This window comes from Synechococcus sp. CCAP 1479/9, assembly GCF_019038535.1.
In the GTDB taxonomy this organism is placed as follows: domain Bacteria; phylum Cyanobacteriota; class Cyanobacteriia; order PCC-6307; family Cyanobiaceae; genus Cyanobium.
Map to the genome: position 1 here is coordinate 527,332 of NZ_JAFKRK010000016.1, position 19,094 is coordinate 546,425.

The window sequence follows — 19,094 nt, forward strand, 5'->3', positions numbered from 1 at the left end:
CCACCCATTGCAGCAGCCCGGCCACGCTTCCGTGTTACAACCGCCTTAATGTTCGCTGGAGCCGGTGCCAGCCCTCCACCCGGCGATGGGGACGCCTGAACCGCCGGATCCCCATGGCGGCAACCTGCAGGCGGCCGCCCGACGGCTCGGCTGCCCCCCGGAGCAGCTGCTCGATGCCAGCGCCTCCCTGGTGCCCTTCGGGCCGCCGCCCCGGCTGCGGCGCCTGCTGATCCGGGCCCTCGGCAGCGATCTGCGGGACTATCCCGACCGGGACTACACCGCGCTCTGCGACGCCATCGCCGCCTGGCACGGCCTGGATCCGGCCAGGGTCCTGCCCGGCAACGGGGCCGCCGAGCTGTTCACCTGGGCGGCTCGGGACGCGGCGGCCGGTGGCCTGAGCCTGCTGCCGGCCCCCGGATTCGCCGACTACCGCCGCGCCCTTGGCTGCTGGGGCGGCGCCTGGCGCCAGCTGCCGCTGCCGCTCGACTGGTCCGGGGCCGGACCGGGCCCCTGGCCGCTGGTCGAGGCTGCCACCGAGGCCGCCACCACCGCCGCCGGGTCCGGCGCGGCCGTGCTCTGGCTCACCAATCCCCACAACCCCACCGGCCAGCTCTGGAGCCGGCGGTCGCTGGAGCCCCTGCTGGAGCGCTTCGCCCTGGTGATCGTGGACGAGGCCTTCCTGCCGCTGGTGCCCGGCGGGGAGGAGCAGTCGCTGGTGCCGCTGCTGGCGGCCCATCCCCAGCTGGTGGTGATCCGCAGCCTCACAAAGCTGTTCTCGATCGCCGGGCTGCGGCTCGGCTACGCCCTGGGCGACCCCGGGCGGCTGGCCCGCTGGGCCGGCTGGCGCGATCCCTGGCCCGTCAACGGGCTGGCGGCGGCGGCGGGCCGGTTCCTGCTGGCCGATCAGGCCGGCCTGCGGCGCTGGCAGGGGCGGGTGCAGCGCTGGGTGGCCGGGGAGGGGGCCTGGCTGGCGGCCCGCCTGGCGGCGGTGCCGGGCCTGGAGCCCCTGCCCTCGGCCGCCAACTACCTGCTGGTGCGCAGCCGCCCGCCGGCCGCCTCGCTCCAGCCGCTGCGGCTGGCGCTGGAGCGCCGCCACCGGATCCTGGTGCGCGACTGCCGCTCCTTCGAGGGTCTGGGGGAGGACTGGCTGCGGATCGCCATCCAGGACAGGGCCGGCAACCGGCGCCTGCTGGCGGCCCTGGAGCAGATCAGCCGCGGCCGATGAGCTGCTCCAGCACCTGCACCAGCCGGCGGTCGGCGTCCCGCACCGCCAGGGTTCCCATGCCGTCGCCCATCGCCACCAGGGGGTCGGCGGCGGCGGCGCTGCCCCGCAGGCGGGGCCCCAGCAGGCGCCAGACGGCCCGCTCCAGGGCGGGCTCCCCGGGGTCGTGCTGCCAGACGATCACCGCGGCACCCACGGCGGCGGCGGCGGCGGCGTTGGCGTCCTGATGGTGGTCGGCGGCCGCCGGGAAGGGCACCAGGATCGCCGGGGTGCCGCAGACCGCCAGTTCGCTGAGGCTGCCGGCGCCGGCGCGGCTGATGGCCAGGTCACAGTGCTGCAGCAGGCCCGGCAGCTCATCGCTGAAGGCCCGCTCGACCACCCCGTCGAGACGCAGCTGGCCGGCGTCCGGATCCTGGCTGCCGGTGAGGTGGACGACACGGCAGCCGCTGGCCGCCAGCAGCGGCAGCAGGGGCCGCACCATGCGGTTGAGGCGCAGGGCGCCCTGGCTGCCGCCCATCACCAGCAGCAGGGGGCCGGGGCCCCGGGGCACCCAGGCCGGCAGGTCCGCGGGGCTGAGGAACGACCGCCGCACCGGCGTGCCGCATACCAGGGGACGGCAGCGGGGCAGCCGTTCGACCGCCTGGGGCAGCCCCACCGCCACGCGCGTGCACAGGGGCCCCAGCAGCCGCGTCACCCGGCCCGGGACGGCGTTGCTCTCATGCAGCACCACCGGCACCCCGCACCAGCGGGCGGCGAGGATCGCCGGCGCGGCGATGTACCCGCCGCTGCTGAACACCGCGCTCACCCCCTCGCGCCGGATCAGGCGCCGCACCGGCATCACGGCCATCAGCAGCTGGAGCAGGTTCCAGAGCTTGCGCAGTCCTTTCCCCTGCAGCCCGCCGGCCCGCACCGTGTGCAGGGGGTAGCGGCTGGGCACCAGCTCGGTCTCCAGCCGGTCCGGCACCCCCAGCCAGTGCACCTGCCAGTCGTCCGGCAGGGCCTCGGCCACCGCCAGGGCCGGGAACAGGTGGCCACCCGTGCCGCTGGCGGCGATCAGCAGGGTCGGCATGGGCGGGTGGGACGAGCGCGCCTAACTTAAAAGCCGACTCCGGTCCGCCCACCGCCGCCCCGGATCCCTCCCCCTCCATGGCTCCGCCCTGCCCGCTGAACGCCCCCCTGCCCCCGGTCCGGACGCCGCAGCTCCTCGGTGCCTGCCTGGCCGGCCTGGCGGTGGTGGCCAGCGTTGGTGTGGCCCCCGCCCTGGCGGCTCCTCCGACGGCGGCCCAGCTGCAGGCCCTGGAGAGCGCCCTCAACAGCAGCTCCGACACGGCCCTGGCCGGCCTGCTGCAGGCCGGTCCCGGTCTGGATCCGGCCCAGCTGGAGAACCGTCGCCGCCTGCTGCGCCAGCAGTTCCCCGATGCCCGCTGGCAGCTGAGCTCCGGCACCCAGCTGCGGGACGGCCAGCCCACGGTCACCCTGCGGGTGGAGGGCACCCGGCGCCAGGGCGGCACCACCTACCGGCTGGAGGCGGAGCAGCTGCTTGCCCTGCAGAGCGACGGCACCCGCATCAACGGCCAGACGGTGCTGCGGGAGCGGTCCCTGCTGCGCAGCGGTGACAAGCCCGTGCCGGTGAGCCTGCTGATCCCCGACGCGGTCCTGACCGGCCAGCGTTATGACGTCGACGTGATCTTCGACGAACCCCTCGACGGTGCCCTGGCCGCGGGCGGCATCACGGCCATCACCCCCCAGCAGCAGGCATCGATGGCCAGCCCCAGCATGGAGCTGGGCGCCCTCGGCGGCGGTGGCCTGTTCAAGATCGTCCAGGCCCCCCTGTCCCCCGGCTCCCAGACCTGGGCGGTGCTGCTGGTCCATCCCGACGGCATCGTCAGCGCCACCAAGCGGGTGCGGGTCGTCGCCGACCGCAAATCGCTCGAGCCCTGAGCGATGGGCCGACCGCATCGGATCTGGGTGGTGGATGACGATCCGGAGCTGCGCCAGCTGCTGGCCACCTACCTGGGCGAGCAGGGCTACGAGGTCCGCTGCATGGGGGATGGCGCCCAGCTGATGGCCCGGCTCGAGGGCCAGCGCCCCGATCTGCTGGTGCTCGACCTGATGCTCCCCGGTGACGACGGCCTCACCCTGCTGCGGCGCCTGCGGGACGGGGCCGACGACCTGCCTGTGCTGATGCTCACCGCCCGGGCCGACGCGGTGGATCGGATCATCGGCCTGGAGCAGGGGGCCGACGACTACCTGGCCAAGCCCTTCCTGCCCCGGGAGCTGACCGCCCGCATCGAGGCCGTGCTGCGTCGCCGCGGCACCCTGCCCGGCGGATTGCCCCAGCCCGACGGGGCCCGGATCGCCTTCGGCGACCTGGAGGTGGACCTGGCGGCCCGCACCCTGGAGCGCCACGGGGAGGCGCTGACGATCACCGGCGGTGAATTCGCCCTGCTGGCGGCGTTCGTGCAGCACCCCCACCGGCCCCTGTCGCGGGAGCGGCTGATCGAACTGGCCCGGGGCCCGGGCAGCGACACCGACAGCCGCAGCATGGACGTGCAGGTGTCACGGCTGCGGCGGCTGATCGAACCGGAGCCGGCCCGGCCGCGCTACGTGCAGACGGTCTGGGGCTACGGCTACGTGTTCGTCCCCGATGGCAAGCCCCGTCAGTCCTGAGCGGCCCTGGCGGCCGCCGCTGGGCCGCACCCTGGGGTATCTGCTGGCGGGCACCGGTGCCGCCGCCTTCTGCCTGCTGCTGCTGCAGCTGCTGCTGGGTCGTCGGCTGGCCCAGCAGCAGCTGGTCCAGACCGGTTCGGAGGTGGCGGCGAACGTGGTGCTGGGGGAGGTGGCCCTGGAGCGCTTCAGCCCCGAGGTGCTCGGCCAGATCAGCGGCATGCAGCTGGTGGTGGGCCAGCAGCCGGAGCCCGGGGCCATGCCCCGCCTCAGGGGGGACCGGCGGCTGCGCTGGCAGACCCTGCGGCTGCAGACGGAGCTCTGCCACCGCCTGGCGCGCTGTCCGGCGGTGCGGCCGGCCTCCTCGCCGCGGCGGGGGGTGTGGGTGGAGATGGCCTCCCCCTTGGAGCCGGTGTGGCTGTTCGTCTCCATGCCCTCCCCCCGAGGCTGGCCGCCCGATCCCCTGCTGCTGACCCTGTCCGTGGGCCTGGGGGCCCTCGGGGCGGTGCTGCTCTATCTCACCCTGGAGATCCAGCGGCCCCTGACCCGCCTGCAGGAGGCCCTGGCCGACGTGGGCCTTGAGGCCCTGCCCAGGGCCCTGCCGGACCAGGGGGCCCCGGCGGTGCGCCAGCTCATGGCCCGCTTCAACGCCATGCTGCTGCGGCTGGAGGACTCCGGCCGGGAGCGCACCACGATGCTGGCCGGCATCGCCCACGACCTGCGCAGCCCCCTCACCCGGCTGCGCCTGCGCCTCGCCCTCGCCGCCGAGGGGCCGATGGCGCCGCAGGAGCTGGAGCGGGCCCAGGCCGACATCCGCTCGATCGAGCGGATCACCCGCCAGTTCATGATCTTCGCCGGCGCCGAAGCTGACGAGACGCCGGTGCTCGTGCCCCTCGATGCCCTGGTGGCCGAGGCGGCGGCGGCGGTGGGAGACGTGCCCCTGGAGCTGGATCTGGAACCGCTGGTGCGGCGGGTTCGCCCGACCGCCGTGGCCCGGGCGGTGGGCAACCTGCTTGACAACGCCCTCACCTACGGCCGGCCACCCCTGCGGCTGGTGCTGCGGCCCCTGGGGCCGGGGGAGGGGCGGCCCCACGAGGAGGCTGCGGCGGTGGAGAGCGGCTTTGAGATTCAGGTCTGGGACTGCGGCGAGGGCATCGACCCGCAGCAGTGGCGCAAGGCCATGACCCCTTTCCAGCGGCTCGACCGGGCCCGCGGCGGCGAGGGGCACTGCGGCCTGGGCCTGGCCATCGCCGCCAAGGTGGCCCGCGACCATGGCGGCGACCTGCGCCGGCTGGAGGCCACCGAGACCGCCGAGCCGCTGCCGGGACGCTTCGCCGTGGCGCTGCGGGCCTGGCCCCTGGCCGGGGGGTGAGGGGGCTTCAGTTGCATCCGGTCACATCTCGCCGGTGGCCAGTCTGACCGCCGTCACACCTGCCGGTCACGATGGAAACGTTCATGAAAAGTCCTCCCATGCCCTTCCCCCTGCTTCAGCCCCTCCGCGTCGCCGTGCTGGCGATGGTCCTGGGGTCCACGGGTGTCGCCATGGCCGAGAGCGGCCCCACCCCGTCCGGCCGTCCCACGCCGGCCCAGATGCAGAAGATCTTCCCCGAGCAGAAGCGACTGGCGCTCAGCGATCAGCAGGCCCGCATCGCCATCCTCCAGCGTGGTGAGCGCTGCCTGTCGGCCGCCGGCAGCAGCGAGGCCCTGCGCACCTGCATGAAGGAGCAGCGCAGCGCCAGCCAGCGCCAGCGGGAGCAGCATCGGGCGGCCATGAAGGCCCTCTTTGAGCGCAACGGAATCCCCCTGCCCCAGTGGGGCAAGGGGGATCGCAAAGGGGGCTGGGGGGAGGGCCGTGGCCCGGGCTCCAGCAGCCTCTGAGGCCGGCCAGGGCCGGCCGTGAAGACGGGGCCTCAGGCCTCGTCGAGGGCGGCCACGCCGGGCAGCACCCGGCCTTCCAGAAGCTCCAGGCTGGCGCCGCCACCGGTGGAGATGTGGCTCATCTTCTCGGCCACGCCCACCTTCTCCACCGCGGCCACGGAGTCACCGCCGCCGATGATCGTGCAGCAGCCCTTGGCGCTCAGGTCGGCCAGGGTGTGGGCGATGGCGTTGGTGCCGGCGGCGAACTTGTCGAACTCGAACACGCCCATGGGGCCGTTCCAGATCACGGTCTGGCAGTCGGCCAGGGCGGCCTGGAAGGTCTTCACCGAATCGGGGCCGATGTCGAGGCCCATCCAGCCGTCGGGGATGGCATCGATCGCCACGGTCTGACTGTTGGCGTCGGGGGCGAAGTTGTCCGCCAGCACCACGTCGGTGGGCAGCAGCAGCTGGACGCCCTTGGCGGCCGCCTTGGCTTCGAGTTCCTTGGCCAGTTCCAGCTTGTCCTCCTCCACAAGGCTCTTGCCCACCGCCAGGCCGCGTGCCTTGTAGAAGGTGAAGATCATGCCGCCGCCGATCAGCACCTTGTCGCACTTGTCGATCAGCGACTCGAGCACGCCGATCTTGCTGCTCACCTTGGAGCCGCCCACGATCGCGGCCAGGGGACGCTTGGGCTCATCGATGGCGCCCTGGAGGTACTGGAGTTCCTTCTCCATCAGGAAGCCTGCCACGCTGGGGCTCAGGTACTTCGTCACGCCCTCGGTGGAGGCGTGGGCCCGGTGGGCGGCGCCGAAGGCGTCATTCACATAGACGTCGGCCAGGGCGGCCAGCTTCTCGGCGAAACCGGCGTCGTTCTTCTCCTCCTCGGCGAAGAAGCGCACGTTCTCCAGCAGCACCACATCGCCATCGGCCATGGCGGTCACCTTGGCCTCGGCGTCGGGGCCGATGCAGCTGTCGGTCTTGGTCACGGGCTTGCCCAGCAGTTCGCTGAGACGGGCCGCCACCGGGGTGAGGCGCATGGCCTCATTCACCTGGCCCTTGGGCCGGCCGAAGTGGGCGGCCAGCAGCACCCGGGCGCCGTGGTCGACCAGGTGGCGCACGGTGGGCAGGGCAGCCCGGATGCGGGTGTCGTCCGTGATCGCCCCGGCCTCATCGAGGGGCACGTTGAAGTCGACCCGAACCAGCACCCGCTTGCCGCGGAGATCGTCGGCACTGAGGCTGGAGAGGGATCGCTTCGCCATGATTACGGATAAGGAAAGGCCGGGGGAGATTAGCGTCCGGCGCCTCCCGCGCCGCCGCCGCCGCGATTCGGTTCTTCCCACCCCCGGTCCCTGGCGGCCGCAACGGTCGGCGCTAGGACAAGAGGGCCGGGCCTTCCGCCATGTTCGACACCGTCCTGTTCCCCATCGACCAGAGCCGCCAGACGATGGAAACGGCGGCCGTCGCCCTGCAGCTCGCCCAGCGCCACGGCAGCCGTGTGGTGCTGTTGTCGGTGGTGGAGGCCGAAGAAGGGGTGATGCACGATCCGGCCGATGTGGCCCGCCTGCTGGAGCAGGCCCGCGCCAGCTTCACCCAGGCCGGTGTGACCTGCGAGGTGCTGGAACGGGAGGGAAAGCCGGCCTTCGTCATCGGCGATGTCGCCGATGAGATCAACGCCGACGTGATCGTCATGGGCACCCGCGGCATCACCCTCGACGGCGACCACCAGAGCACCGCCGCCCGGGTGCTGCAGCTGGCGCCCTGTCCGGTGCTGGTGGTGCCCTGATGGCGGATGTCGGCGACACGGTCCGCCTGAGCACCGCCGCCCCACCGATCCAGTGGTACCCGGGCCACATCGCCAAGGCGGAGAAGGCCCTCAGCGCCAACCTGGAGAAGGTGGATCTGGTGATCGAGGTGCGCGATGCCCGTATCCCCCTGGCCACCGGGCACCCCCGGCTGCAGCGCTGGATCCGGGGCAAGCAGCATCTGCTGGTGATCAACCGCCGCGACATGGTCAGCCCGGCGGCCCGTCTGGCCTGGGATGGCTGGTTCCGCCAGCGGGGGGAGGTGCCCTGGTGGTGCGACGCCAAGGTCGGCACCGGCGTCAAGCAACTGCAGCAGGCGGCGATCCGGGCCGGAGAGGCGCTCAACGCCCGCCGGGCCGGCCGGGGCATGAAGCCGCGCCCCGTGCGGGCCCTGATGCTCGGCTTCCCCAACGTGGGCAAGTCGGCGCTGATCAACCGGCTGGTGCGCCAGAAGGTGGTGGAGAGCGCCCGCCGCGCCGGGGTCACCCGCAGCCTGCGCTGGGTGCGGCTGGGCCAGGACCTCGACCTGCTCGACGCCCCCGGGGTGCTGCCCCCCCGCCTCGATGACCAGCTGGCCGGGCTGCGGCTGGCCCTCTGCGACGACATCGGCCAGGCCTCCTACGACGGCGAGGCGGTGGCCCAGGCCTTCCTGCGCCTGCTGGCCCAGCTGGAGCCGGTGGCGGCGGCCGGCGTGGCGCCGGGACTGCTGGAGCGCCGCTACGGGGTGACGGTGCCGCCGTTGCCCGGAGCGGACCCCGAGCTGCCCATGCCGGATGCCGAAGCCTGGTTCGCCGCGGCGGCGGCCCGCCACACCAGCGGCGACACCGCCCGCATGGCCCAGCGCCTGCTCGATGATTTCCGCCGTTCCCTGCTGGGGCCCATCTCCCTGGAACTGCCGCCCCCCGAACGGCCTTCCCAGGAGCCGGCCCCCGGCTGATGGGCGCGTTCGGGGAAGGCGAAGGGGAGCTGCTGAGGCTCCATTACCCGAAGCCGTTGCCGATGCGGCTGGATCGCTGGCTGGTGTCCCAGCGGCCTGAGCAGAGCCGGGCCCGCATCCAGAAGTTCATCGATGCGGGCTATGTGCGGGTCAACGGCGTCACCGGCCGGGCCAAGACGCCCCTGCGCACCGACGACACCGTCGAGCTGTGGATGCCGCCGCCCGAGCCCCTGCCCTACCTGGTCCCCCAGCCGATGGCGCTGGATGTGCTGTTCGAGGACCAGCATCTGATCGTGATCAACAAGCCGGCCGGACTCACGGTCCACCCAGCCCCCGGCAACAAGGACGGCACCCTGGTGAACGGCCTGCTGCACCACTGCCCCGACCTGCCGGGCATCGGCGGCGAGATGCGGCCCGGCATCGTGCACCGCCTCGACAAGGACACCACCGGTTGCATCGTCGTCGCCAAGAGCCAGGAGGCCCTGGTGAAGCTGCAGGTGCAGATCCAGAAGCGCATCGCCTCGCGGGAGTACCTGGCGGTGGTGCACGGCCGGCCCGCGGCGGACAGCGGCACGATCGTGGGCGCCATCGGCCGCCATCCTGCCGATCGCAAGAAGTACGCCGTGGTGACGGACACCACCGGACGCCATGCCTGCACCCACTGGCGCCTCATCGAAACCCTGGGCGACTACGCCCTGCTGCGCTTCAAGCTCGACACGGGCCGCACCCACCAGATCCGGGTCCACTGCGCCCACACGGGCCACCCGATCGTGGGGGATGCCACCTACGGCCGCTGCCGCAAGCTGCCGGTGGCGCTCCCCGGCCAGGCCCTGCACGCGGTGCGGCTGGCCCTCGACCACCCGATCAGCGGCGAGCGGCTGGTGTGCGAGGCGCCCCTGCCGGAGGTGTTCGAGAAGCTGCTGCTGGCCCTGCGGCGGCGGTCGTCCTGAGGGCGTTACTGCGGCAGACTTGAAACCCTGGATCCCGGTGTCATGGCCCCGCCGCCGCGACGGCTGTTCGTCGACCAGTTCTTCGTCGGCTGGGTCTACGGCCCCTGGGTGGTGGCCGGCCTGCTGGTGATCCTGGCGCTGCGGCTCCTGCTGGCGGAGGATTTCAACCTGCACAGCCACGCCTGGGGGCTGTTCGGCAACGCCGCGATCTGCTTCTCGATCGGCTGCGTCTGCAAGCTCTCCTGGGCCATGGCGCGGGTCGGTGCCGTGCGCCAGCTGGAGCTGCAGCTGCGCCGGGAGCTGGGCCTGCGCTGATGGCGATGACCCGATCCCAGCTCGGCCTGGTCGTCACCCTGCCCTGGCTGGCCGCCGGGGTGGTGCTGCTGGCGATGACGCGCATCGAAGGGGAGACCCGGGAGGCGCAGCTGGGGCTGTTCGGCAGTGCGGCGATCTGCTTCTCGATCGGCTGCCTGGCCCGCACCAGCCTGGGTCTCCACGATCTGACGCAGGCCCGCAGCTCGGCCGCCCCGCCGGAGGCACCCCCTGCCGCTCCGCCGGGGGCCTCCGGCGGGGCCCGGCAACCGTGATCCGGCGTCAGGTCCGACGCGGCCTGGCCCCGGTCCTGGGCCTGGCGCTGGCGGCACCGATGGCCCAGGCCTGGGGCCAGGAGCTGATCGCCGCCCCCCGGCCCCGGCGCCTGCCGCCCCCCTCCCCGGCGCTGCTGCGCAGCCTCCAGGGGTTCCAGGAGGACCTCGAACGTCTCGACCGCACCCTGCTGCCCGCCGCACCCGAGGCCGACGCCACCGGGGTGCCGGACGCCACCCTCCCCGGCCTCCCCGATCCGTCGCTGCCGGCCCCGGCGGCGACAGCCCTGCCCCAGGTGCCCGAGGCGGTGCGGATCGAGCGGCGCCAGCGGCTCAGCCTGGCCGAGGCCCTGGCGGTGGCCGTGCGCAATGATCCCGATCTGGTCGCCGCCGTGCTCGGCGTGCGTGAGCAGCAGGACCTGGCCGGCTCGGCCCGGGGGCGCCGCTGGCCGGAGCTGGGGCTGAACCTGGCGGGTGGCTTCAGCCAGCAGCGTTCCTACAGCCAGGTCTGGACCGACAACGCCGGCATCTATCCGGCGGGCTCCCCGTTTCTGGTCCGCAACCAGGGCTGGAATGTGGTCCAGTCCAACGTCGGGGCGGCGGCCGCCCGGGTGGAGCTGGCCTGGGAGCTGCTCAGCCCGTATCGCGCCGCCGCCATCGCCGAGGCCGACGACAGCCTCAAGGCCTCCCGCCAGCGCTATGCCGACCGGCTGCGCCAGCTGCAGCTGGACGTGAGCATCGCCTACTACGGCCTGCAGCTCGCTGACCAGCTGCTGCGGATCCGCCGGGCCGTCGTCGAGAGCGACACGGTGGTGCGCGACCAGGTGGCGGCCCTCCAGCAGGTGGGCCTGGTGCCGCGGCTGGACCGGCTCCGCGCCGAGGCCGCCCTGCAGCAGAGCCGCTATCGCTTCGAGCAGGCGGAGGCCCTGCAGCTGAGTCGCCAGCGCCAGCTCAGCAACCTGATCAACGTGCCCTTCGACGTCAGCCTGCGGGCCAGCGATGCGGTGCGGCTGCAGCCCCCCTGGCCCCTCGATCTGGAGCAGACGATCGTGCGCGGCTGGCAGGACAACCCCCAGCTGCGGGCCCTGCAGGCCGCCCGCGACGCCCTGCTGCGCCAGGCCGACCGCCGCGCCGCCGAGCTGCTGCCCAGCCTGCGGCTGGTGGCCACCGGTGGCTACGGCCAGGGGCTGATCACCCAGCCCGTGATCCGGCTGGAGGGCTGCTGCAGCTCGGCCCTCATCCCCCAGCTGCTCAACCAGCGCTCCGACTGGGCGGCGGGCCTGCAGCTGCACTGGCGCTTCTTCGACGGCGGCGTCACCGCCGGCGCCGTGGCCGCCAGCCGCAGCGCCGCCGCCCGCACCGACCAGCAGCTGGCCCGGGAGCGCAACGCCATCCGCCAGCGCCTTGAGGCCGCCTTCTACGACCATCGTGCCGCCCTGCGCCAGATCGTGGCGGCCCGCGCCTCCTACAGCGCCTCCCGCGAGGCCTTCCGCGACGTGCGGGCCCGCTACCAACTGGGGCTGGCCGACTACAGCGATGTGGCCGACACCGTCGCCACCCTCACCGGCGCGATGGAGGGGGTGGCCGAATCCACCACCCTGGCCAACGTCAGCTACGCCCAGCTGCTGCGCGAACTGCTGCCGGTGCCGGACCGGCCCGATCAGCCGGTGGCGCTGCCGCTGGTGCTGGGCGGCTCCTGAACGTCGCCGTGGCGTTGCTGCAGCCGCTGCCAGCGGCGCTGGCGCCAGGCGAACGAGCGCCACAGCAGCAGCACCAGCAGGGCGGCGAACCAGAACCACACTTCCGGGGCATTGGCGTGCAGGAGCACCACCAGCAGGGCCGCCTCCAGGACCAGCCAGGGAAGTTCGCGGGTCATGGCAGGGCGTCCCGCTGCCGCAGGGGCGGCTGGTCCTGGCGCTCCTGCTGGTGCAGGGTGCGGTAGCTGCCGGTGAGGTCGCGCAGCAGCGGCAGCAGGTAGCTGACCGGTGGGCGCCATTCGACATAGCCGTGGGCCTTGAGCGTCAGCCCTTCGCGGATCGGAAAGACGCTGCTGCCGCGGCTGAGGGTCCAGCGATAGCCGTCGAGGCCGGAGCCGCCGGCTGTGGGCAGCAGGGCGATCTCGGTGCGCATCACCGGCCCGTTGCGCACCAGGGCCTCCGCCAGCTGGGGGTTGCCCATGGTGGTGTTGACGTCCTCGCGGGTGGCGGGCAGCAGGTTGATGCGGCGCACACGGCCGCGGATGCCGCCGAACCGGCCCCGCTCGTTCCAGTCCGGCACCACCTCCATGGCCAGGCCGGTGCGCAGGCGGCGGGCATCGGCCGGGGCGAAGTAGGCCACCGCCTGCAGGGCCTGGCTGCCGCCATCGGCGTTGCCGCGGTCCGCACGGGGGCTCCCCAGGGTGCCGAGGCGTTGCCCGGGCTTCACCGTCTGGCCCCGCACCACCTGCAGGTCGAGCAGCCGCCCGTCCCGGGTGGCGGTGAGGGTGCCGTCGTAGCTCAGGCGGGTCTGGGTGACCCGGACGGCGCGGCGGGCGTCCTGGATGGCGAAGCGCCGCCGCTGGGCTTCGGTGTCGATGGCGAGCCGGACCTTCTCCCAGGCGTCGATGGCCTCCCGCTGCCGGATGCCCAGTTCGGCGACGTTGTTGTCGAGCTGGATGGCCCGGTCCTCACTGGCCACCACTTCGGCGGCCAGGGGGGCCACCACCTCGCGACGGGCCAGATGGCGGAAATCGGCCACCTTCTGGTCGTAGACGCGACGCAGGGCGTCCAGGCGCTCCCGGTTGCCCTCCAGCTTGGCCAGGGCGGTGTCCCGCAGGCGCCGGGCCGAGGCCAGCCGCGCCCGGTCGCGCCGGTCGAGATCGGCGTTGATGCGGATCAGTTCGGCCAGATCCTTCTCCTGGCGGCGCAGCTGCTGCTCCAGGGTGGGCAGGTAGAGGCGGATCAGCGTCTGGCCCCGGCTCACCCGCTGGCCCTCCCGCACCGGCAGGCTGAGGATCTGGCCCTCGGCCCGGGAATCGATCACCGTGGCGCCGCCGGGCACGATCACCACCCCCCGGCCGACCACCTCGGTGGGCACCGGCCAGAACAGGAACCACCCGGCCGTCAGGGCCCAGGCGCTGCCCAGGGCCACCAGCACCCGCCGTTCCGCCGCTTCCTCCGACGCTTCCATGGCCACCCTCAGCCCCGCAGCCGTTCCACCAGGTGGGTGCCCACCCGCAGGGCATTGGCGATGGCGGTGAGGGAGGGGTTCACGGCGCCGATCGTCGGCATGAAGCTGGTGTCGACGACGTAGAGGTTGTCGAGCTCGTGGGCCTTGCAGTCAAGGTCGAGCACCGAGGTGGCCGGATCGCTGCCGAAGCGGCAGGTGCCGGCCTGGTGGCCAACGGCGGCGATGCCCATGCTGTTGGCGATATAGAACTGGCGCTCCACCAGGTGCTGGCGCAGATAGAGGCGATCCAGCAGGCCCTCGAGGCGGCTCACCAGGCGCGCCGAGGCGGTGAGGTTGTTGGGGGTGTAGCTGAGCTGGATCTGGCCGGAGCCGGTGACGGTCACGCGGTTGTTCGGATCGGGCAGATCCTCGCTGGAGATCCAGAAGTCGAGCGCATGTTCGGCGATCTTGTCCATGCTCCAGCCGGGCATCATGAAGGTTTCCAGTGGCGCGTAGCCCTTCATGATCGTGCCGTTGGTCTTGCCCGTCATCTGGATGTTGCCCATCGGGTAATCGAAGTCGGCATCCCCGAGATACCAGTCGTTGATCGACACCGTTTTCTGGAAGATGGTGCGGTTCGGCTCATGGGCCAGGGCCACCATCGCCTTGCTGTTGTGGAACATGTAGTGGCGGCCCACCTGGTCGGAGCCGTTGGCCAGGCCCCGGGGATGGCGGTCGTTGGCCGACAGCAGCAGCAGCCGGGCGCTGTTGGCGGCGCCGCAGCTCACCACCACCACATCACCGCTCACCGTCAGCGGTTCGCCGTCCCGCTCCAGTTCCACCGCCTTCACCGTGCGGCCGGATTCATCGGTGATCAGGCGCTTCACCTGGGCCCGCGTCAGCAGGGACACGTTCGGCTGCGCCAGGGCCGGCCGGATGCCCAGCACCTCCGCGTCCGACTTGGCGTGCACCAGGCAGGGGAAACCATCGCAGCAGTTGCACTTGCGGCAACGGCTGAAGGCCATGTGGGCTTCGTCGAGCTGGACGCCGCTGGGGGCGTGGAAGGGATGGAGCCCTGCAGCCCTCAGGTCGTCGACCAGTTGCTGCATCCGCGGCTCATGGGCCACCGGCGGATGGGGATAGGGACCGCTGCAGGGCGGCTCGGTGGGATCCTCACCGCGCTGGCCGTGCACGTGGTACATCTCCTCGGCCTTCTGGTACCAGGGCTCGAAGTCGGCGTAGCGCAGGGGCCAGGCCGGCGAGGTGCCATCGAAGTGGGCGAGTTCCTCGAAGTCCTGCTGGCGCAGGCGGAAGTGGGCGGCGCCATACATCTTGGTGGCGCCGCCGACGAAGTAATGGCTGCCGGGCTGGAAGGGCTTGCCGTGCTTGTCGAGCCAGGGATCCTTCGACACGTAGCGGTTCTGCTGGAACACCGCTTCGGCGTCCCAGTTCTGGGGTTCCTGGGGCAGCCAGTCGCCCCGCTCCAGCACCAGCACCTTCAGGCCCGTGGGGGCCAGGTGGCGGGCCAGGGTGCCGCCGCCCGCGCCGCTGCCGATGATCACCACGTCGAAGTGGGCGCCGTGGCTGACCTCCAGCTGGGCCGGCTCCGGCAGGGGCGAGCTGTGCAGGCTCGGACCGGCGATGGCGGCGATGGGGGACGGGATGCTCATGGCTGGATGGGGTAGCGATTGAGCTGGTTGAGCATCTTGCAGACCATGGCGCTCCAGCCGGTCTGGTGGGAGGCGCCGACGCCACGGCCATTGTCGCCGTGGAAGTATTCGTTGAACAGGATCAGATCGCGCCAGTGGGGATCCGTCTGGAACAGTTCCACGGAGCCATTGAAGGGGCGGCGGCCCTGGCCGTCGCGCCGGAACAGACCCACCAGCCGCTTCTCCAGCTCCAGGGAGGCCTGCCAGAGGGTGATCCAGTGGCCCGAGCGGGTGGGGAACTCCACCTTGAAGCTGTCGCCGTAGAAATGGGCGAACTTCTGCAGCGATTCGATCAGCAGGAAGTTCATCGGCATCCACACCGGTCCGCGCCAGTTGGAGTTGCCCCCGAACATCGCCACCGGACTGTCCGCCGGGCTGTAGGCGAGCGTCTCACTCTCGCTGCCTTCGGTGTAGGTGTACGGGTGCTCCTCATACACCTTGGAGAGGGAGCGGATGCCGTAGGGGGAGAGAAACTCCTCCTCATCGAAGAGCCGCTCGCAGATGCGCTGCAGGCGCTCGCGGGGCACCAGGGTGAACAGCACCCGGTCGTTGTTCCAGATTCCCAGGTTTTCCACGATCCAGGAGGGCGTGGTGCGCTCGTGGGTGAACCAGGCCAGGGTGTGGGTGACATCGAGCATCGGCAACCGTGCCACGGTGTCGATGTCGAAGCTCTGCACCGCCAGCAGGGGCACCAGGCCCGAGAGTGAGCGGGTGCGCAGGTAGTCGACGCTGCCGTCCGGCCGCTTGATGACGTCGTAGTAGAAGCCGTCCTCCTCGTCCCAGTTGAGGTAGTTGCGGCCGGCGGGATTGTTGAGGCCGATGGCCAGCTGCACGAAATCCACCACGAACCGCTCGCAGATGTCGGCGTACTCCGGTTCCTCGTGGCTCAGCTCCACGGCGATCTGCAGCAGGTTGAGACTGAGCGAGGCCATCCAGGCCGTGCCGTCGCACTGCTCGATGATGCTGCCGTCGGCCAGGGGGAAGCGCCGATCAAACACGCCGATGTTGTCGAGGCCCAGGAAGCCCCCTTCAAACACGTTGTCGCCGGAGCGGTCGTTGCGGTTGGCCCACCAGCCGTACTCCAGGATCAGCTTGCGCAGGGCGGCGCGCAGGAAGGCCAGATCGGCGGCGTCGCTGTTCTTGCGATCGATCTGATAGATGCGCATCGCCGCCCAGGCGCCGATCGGCGGATTGGGATCGGACAGGGCCCACTCGTACGCGGGGGTCTGGGCGTTGGGGGCGGTGTACTGGGGCTTGCGCAGCAGCATGCACTGCTCCTTGGCCGTGGCCGGATCGAAGACGGCGAAGGCCACGGAGTGGAACATCAGATCCCACTGGCAGAAGTAGGGGTACTCCCAACAGTCCGGCATCGAGATCACGTCGTGGGCGTGCAGCCGCTGCCAGAAGGCGTTCTGGGTGTGGCGCCGCTCGGCCGGTGGGGGTGTGCCGGTGGGGTCGCCCTCGAGCCAGCGCATCACGCTCCAGCCGTAGTACTTCTTGCACCAGAGCAGTCCGGCGGTGCCGGCCAGGTGGATGCGGCGGTCGTCCTCGGACAGCCCCGGCACCCGATGGTCGAAGTACTCCAGCCACTCCCGCTCGCGCTCGCTGAAGATCGCGCCAAACGCCTCCCCAAACGCATCGCCTTGCTCGGCCGGGCCCGGTGTGGGGCCGTCGACCCGATGCAGGCGCAGCTCCACCAGCCACTCCTCGCCGGGGGCCAGGGTGCGCTCCAGCACACGCCCCGCCTTGCTGCCCCGCAGGGCCGGATTCACCGCGCCGGCTTCGCCGTCGACCACATGGCGATGGAACCCGTCCTTCTGGAAGGGTGTGGCGTTGGGCTGACCCCAGAGCCGCTCGCTGTTGGTTTCGTTGTCGGTGAAGATCCAGGCGCCGGGCTCCCGGCAGTCGAGCTGGTAGACCCCCAGATGGGGGAGCTCATCGGTGACGACCGAAGGCCCGCTGGCGTCACCGCCACCTCCATCACCGGCGTCGGCGAGCGGGCGGATCCCGTGCTCGACTTCATCGGGATAGCCCCAGCGCCAGGTGTTGCGCAGCCACAGGCTGGGCAGCAGGGTGAGGGGGGCAGGATCGGGGCCGCGGTTGGTGGCCCGAATGCGGATCAGCAGGTCCTCCGCTCCAGCCTTGGCGTACTCGATGACGACATCGAAGTAGCGGCTGTCGTCGAAGATCCCCGTGTCGACCAGTTCGTACTCGGGCTGGTCCCGGCCGCGGCGGCCGTTCTCCGCCAGCAGATCGGCGTAGGGGAAGGCCCGCTGCGGGTACTTGTACAGCCCCCGCATGAAGCTGTGGGTGGGGGTGTTGGCGAGATGGAAGAAGTAGTCCTTGAGGTCCTCGCCGTGGTTGCCCTCGGGGTTGCCGAGGCCGAAGGGCCGTTCCTTGAGGATCGGATCCACACCATTCCAGAGGGCCAGCGAGAAGCAGAGGCGGCACTGGTCGTCGCAGAGGCCCAGCAGGCCGTCCTCGCCCCAGCGGTAGACGCGGGAGCGGGCATGGTCGTGGGGGAAGGAGCGCCAGGCGTCCCCGTCGGCCGAGTAGTCCTCGCGCACCGTGCCCCACTGGCGCTCGCTCAGGTAGCTGCCCCACAGGCTCCAGGGGGCGAGGCCGTGGTCACGCTCGGCCATGCGCCGGCTTTCCGACGGGCTGATGGCGTCGATGGCGGCGCGGCTGGGGACGCTGGCCGTCATCGGGAGGCCGTCAGGGCGGCACCGATGCGCAGGGCATTGGCGATCACCGTGAGCCCCACCCCCACCGACGGGCAGGAGGGCAGCACGCTGGCATCGGCGATCCAGAGGTTGGCCAGCTCGTGGCTGCGGCCGTCGAGGTTCACCACCGAGGTGGCCGGATCCGACCCCATGCGGCAGGTGCCGCAGGCGCCGCCGATCACCGGCAGGGGCGCTTCGCCGCGGGGATGGGTGGGGGCGGCCTTGGCCACCAGGGTCAGGGGGTCGGCCTCCACGGCCTTGAGGCAGTCGATCCAGCGGTAGACGAGCCGGTCGTGGGCCTCCCGGTTGTTGGCCGTGTAGTGGACCTGCAGCTGCTGGCCCCGCAGGGCGACCCGGTTGTGGGGATCGGGCCGCACGGCGCTCATGGCCCACCAGGTGATCGAACGGGCGGCCAGCTGCTCGAGGCCGAAGTCCGGCAGCAGGCGGGTCACCAGGGAGAGCACCGGCGGCGACTCGGCGAACAGGGCGTCCTGGAGCACCCCGCCGCCGCTCTGGATCGAACCGAGCGGGAAGTCGACGTTCTTGTCGCCCCAGTAGAAGTCGGTGATGCCATGGCCCCGGCCGTAGCGGCCCGAGTTGGGGGCGGCCGCCAGCTGCAGGATCGAGGTGAGCTGGGGCTTCATCAGGTTGCGGCCCACCTGGTCGGAGCCGTTGGCCAGACCGCGGGGGTGATGGTCGGTGGCGGACCGCAGCAGGATCTCCGGTGTGCCGATGGCCCCGGCGGCCAGCACCACCTGGTGGCTGCGGAACAGCCAGCGCTGGTGGTCGATCTCCACCTCGACGCCGCGCACCTCCTGGCCCGATGGGTTGACGTGCAGCTGCAGCACCCGGGCGTTCTCCCGCACCGTCACGGTGCTGGAGCTCCGCGCCGGATCGACGCCGAACAGCTCGGCATCGCCGGTGGGATCGACCGCCGAGTCGGACCAGCTCTGCGGCAGGTCGTACGGATGCAGCCCCTGGCGCTCGAAGGCGGCCCGCAGTTCCACCAGGAACGGCTCCACCGGTCGCGGTGCGGCCGGATAGGCGCCCTGCATCGCCGGGGCGGTGGGGTCGGCACCGGCCACGCCGTGGACGCGATAGAGCGCTTCAGCCCGCTCGTACCAGGGGGCCAGGTCGTCGTAGCGCAGCTCCCAGTCCGGGGACGGACCCTCCTGGAGCGGAACGCCCTTGAATTCCGCTTCGCGCATGCGCTCCAGCACGCCCCCCCAGATCTTGGTGTTGCCGCCGATGGCATGCACCATCTGGGGGGAGAAGGGATCACCGTCGGTGCCGAACCACTTCTCCTCCGGGTGGTAGCGCGGCTTGCGGAATAGCCCCACCTCGGCCACGTTCTGATCGGCCTGGGGCATCACCCCACCGCGCTCCAGCAACAGCACGGTGTGGCCCCCGTCGGCGAGGGCGGCGGCCAGGGTGCCGCCAGCGGCGCCGCTGCCGATCAGGATCACGTCGTAGTGGGTGTCGTCGATGATCATGGT

Annotated in this window: 18 protein-coding genes; 11 read left to right on the forward strand and 7 right to left on the reverse strand. The window is 71.9% G+C overall.

The features are described from left to right. The first annotated feature begins 85 nt into the window (after positions 1–85). The gene (locus KUG38_RS06830) at positions 86–1,225 is read left to right on the forward strand and encodes a pyridoxal phosphate-dependent aminotransferase (RefSeq protein WP_216920216.1); all 1,140 of its coding nucleotides are present in this window, start codon (positions 86–88) and stop codon (positions 1,223–1,225) included. Here the strand turns inward: KUG38_RS06830 and KUG38_RS06835 are convergent. Beyond that, entirely contained in the window at positions 1,209–2,291 is a 1,083-nt protein-coding gene (locus tag KUG38_RS06835) for a UDP-N-acetylglucosamine--N-acetylmuramyl-(pentapeptide) pyrophosphoryl-undecaprenol N-acetylglucosamine transferase (protein WP_216920091.1), read from the reverse strand. The two genes, KUG38_RS06830 and KUG38_RS06835, sit on opposite strands and share 17 nt — an antisense overlap. Before the next feature lie 77 nt (positions 2,292–2,368). Between KUG38_RS06835 and KUG38_RS06840 the strand changes: the two genes are divergently transcribed. The 4 genes from KUG38_RS06840 to KUG38_RS06855 all read left to right on the forward strand — a co-directional run bounded on the left by KUG38_RS06840 (position 2,369) and on the right by KUG38_RS06855 (position 5,767). Next, on the forward strand, positions 2,369–3,163 hold the full coding sequence (locus tag KUG38_RS06840) for a DUF8623 domain-containing protein (protein WP_216920093.1): 795 nt from the start codon (positions 2,369–2,371) through the stop codon (positions 3,161–3,163). Positions 3,164–3,166: 3 nt separating this feature from the next. Continuing rightward, entirely contained in the window at positions 3,167–3,892 is a 726-nt protein-coding gene (locus KUG38_RS06845) for a response regulator (RefSeq protein WP_216920095.1), read from the forward strand. Then, the gene (locus KUG38_RS06850; RefSeq protein WP_216920096.1) at positions 3,870–5,261 is read left to right on the forward strand and encodes a sensor histidine kinase; all 1,392 of its coding nucleotides are present in this window, start codon (positions 3,870–3,872) and stop codon (positions 5,259–5,261) included. The genes KUG38_RS06845 and KUG38_RS06850 overlap by 23 nt, the downstream gene beginning before the upstream one ends. A gap of 98 nt (positions 5,262–5,359) precedes the next feature. Beyond that, positions 5,360–5,767 carry a hypothetical protein gene (locus tag KUG38_RS06855; RefSeq protein WP_216920098.1) on the forward strand — a complete coding sequence of 136 codons (408 nt, stop codon included), beginning with the start codon at positions 5,360–5,362 and terminating at the stop codon, positions 5,765–5,767. Positions 5,768–5,799: 32 nt separating this feature from the next. Here the strand turns inward: KUG38_RS06855 and KUG38_RS06860 are convergent, their stop codons facing one another. Next, positions 5,800–7,005: a phosphoglycerate kinase gene (locus KUG38_RS06860; RefSeq protein ID WP_216920099.1), complete on the reverse strand. Its 1,206-nt coding sequence runs from the start codon at positions 7,003–7,005 to the stop codon at positions 5,800–5,802. A gap of 140 nt (positions 7,006–7,145) precedes the next feature. On the opposite strand from KUG38_RS06860, the gene KUG38_RS06865 reads away from it, so the two are divergent. From KUG38_RS06865 to KUG38_RS06890, 6 genes are read left to right on the forward strand one after another with little or no spacing between them, the layout of a single operon-like run. Further along, positions 7,146–7,529: a universal stress protein gene (locus KUG38_RS06865; protein ID WP_216920101.1), complete on the forward strand. Its 384-nt coding sequence runs from the start codon at positions 7,146–7,148 to the stop codon at positions 7,527–7,529. Then, entirely contained in the window at positions 7,529–8,485 is a 957-nt protein-coding gene (gene ylqF, locus KUG38_RS06870) for a ribosome biogenesis GTPase YlqF (RefSeq protein WP_216920103.1), read from the forward strand. Before KUG38_RS06865 ends, ylqF begins: the two co-directional genes overlap by 1 nt. After that, positions 8,485–9,435 (forward strand): RluA family pseudouridine synthase, encoded by a 951-nt coding sequence (locus KUG38_RS06875; protein ID WP_216920105.1) that lies wholly within the window; start codon positions 8,485–8,487, stop codon positions 9,433–9,435. Before ylqF ends, KUG38_RS06875 begins: the two co-directional genes overlap by 1 nt. 42 nt (positions 9,436–9,477) lie before the next feature. Then, on the forward strand, positions 9,478–9,750 hold the full coding sequence (locus KUG38_RS06880) for a hypothetical protein (protein WP_094585743.1): 273 nt from the start codon (positions 9,478–9,480) through the stop codon (positions 9,748–9,750). 5 nt (positions 9,751–9,755) lie between these two features. After that, positions 9,756–10,022, forward strand: coding sequence for a hypothetical protein (locus KUG38_RS06885; protein WP_216920107.1), 267 nt, complete (start codon positions 9,756–9,758; stop codon positions 10,020–10,022). After that, positions 10,019–11,719, forward strand: coding sequence for a TolC family protein (locus tag KUG38_RS06890; protein ID WP_216920109.1), 1,701 nt, complete (start codon positions 10,019–10,021; stop codon positions 11,717–11,719). The genes KUG38_RS06885 and KUG38_RS06890 overlap by 4 nt, the downstream gene beginning before the upstream one ends. On the opposite strand, the gene KUG38_RS06895 is transcribed toward KUG38_RS06890, so the two are convergent. The 5 genes from KUG38_RS06895 to KUG38_RS06915 are packed head-to-tail and all read right to left on the reverse strand — an operon-like array spanning position 11,680 to position 19,091. Further along, complete coding sequence (locus KUG38_RS06895) at positions 11,680–11,895, reverse strand: hypothetical protein (RefSeq protein WP_216920111.1); 216 nt, start codon at positions 11,893–11,895, stop codon at positions 11,680–11,682. The two genes, KUG38_RS06890 and KUG38_RS06895, sit on opposite strands and share 40 nt — an antisense overlap. Then, on the reverse strand, positions 11,892–13,187 hold the full coding sequence (locus KUG38_RS06900) for an NHLP bacteriocin system secretion protein (protein WP_216920113.1): 1,296 nt from the start codon (positions 13,185–13,187) through the stop codon (positions 11,892–11,894). The genes KUG38_RS06895 and KUG38_RS06900 overlap by 4 nt, the downstream gene beginning before the upstream one ends. 8 nt (positions 13,188–13,195) lie before the next feature. Beyond that, positions 13,196–14,836, reverse strand: a complete 1,641-nt coding sequence (locus KUG38_RS06905) for a GMC family oxidoreductase (RefSeq protein WP_286195669.1) — start codon at positions 14,834–14,836, stop codon at positions 13,196–13,198. Further along, positions 14,833–17,580: an MGH1-like glycoside hydrolase domain-containing protein gene (locus KUG38_RS06910; RefSeq protein WP_216920115.1), complete on the reverse strand. Its 2,748-nt coding sequence runs from the start codon at positions 17,578–17,580 to the stop codon at positions 14,833–14,835. The genes KUG38_RS06905 and KUG38_RS06910 overlap by 4 nt, the downstream gene beginning before the upstream one ends. Beyond that, positions 17,577–19,091, reverse strand: coding sequence for a GMC oxidoreductase (locus KUG38_RS06915; RefSeq protein ID WP_216920117.1), 1,515 nt, complete (start codon positions 19,089–19,091; stop codon positions 17,577–17,579). The genes KUG38_RS06910 and KUG38_RS06915 overlap by 4 nt, the downstream gene beginning before the upstream one ends. Positions 19,092–19,094: the final 3 nt, after the last annotated feature.